A 644-nucleotide genomic window follows, 5' to 3' on the forward strand; every position below is an offset into this window, starting at 1 on the left:
GCCCGTCTAAGGTTTCTACTCGCAGCGCGGTCCAGTCCCCGCTGCGGGAGCCGTCAAAACCGACACAAACTGGCCCGCCCGTTGGGGGCTCCTGGCCGGGGCGAGTGCGTTCATCCCAGAGAGTTTCCGGCATGAACGAGCCGAGACCTTGCACAAGCTTGTTCCCGAAGAAGCGCATTGCCTGAGTTGGGTCAGTGCGCACTAATTCGGCAGCTTCAGCTTCGATCGCATTGAGGTCAACCCAAGGGGAATCTGCGTAAACGTACTCGTGGATCTTTCGCCTATCATGCTTGACCGTGTAGTCGAGTTTGCCATCTGGTTTCTGGTAGAAAACGAAGACGTCTTTAGTGTGAGCTTCGTAGGTTTCTTGGGCTGCGGAGGCCTCCATTGGGTCCCAAGGGTTAGTAATTTCGATCCCGCGCCCGCCCATACCTGCCAGGCCGCGCCGCATCGTCGCCCAGGTTTGCTTCATCTTGCCCGTGTACAAGCCAGACTCATCAGCTATAGCGAAATTGATTGGCGCGCCCAAGCGTGCCCGCGCTGATTGGGTTACCACTTCAACTTTTCCCCTATGAGGCAGCCTCAAGAAGCCCTCAGCAGGTTTGACAAACTCTGCTAACGGCCCGTTACGTACCATAAAGTTC

At 56.7% G+C, this 644-nt stretch carries 1 protein-coding gene; it reads right to left on the bottom strand.

From position 1 onward, the window contains the following. The coding region (locus QP415_RS10725) for a hypothetical protein (RefSeq protein WP_285100035.1) at positions 1–472 on the bottom strand (472 nt) is incomplete at its 3' end. Positions 473–644: the final 172 nt, after the last annotated feature.

The organism is Pauljensenia sp. UMB3104, assembly GCF_030217285.1.
Taxonomy (GTDB): Bacteria; Actinomycetota; Actinomycetes; order Actinomycetales; family Actinomycetaceae; genus Pauljensenia.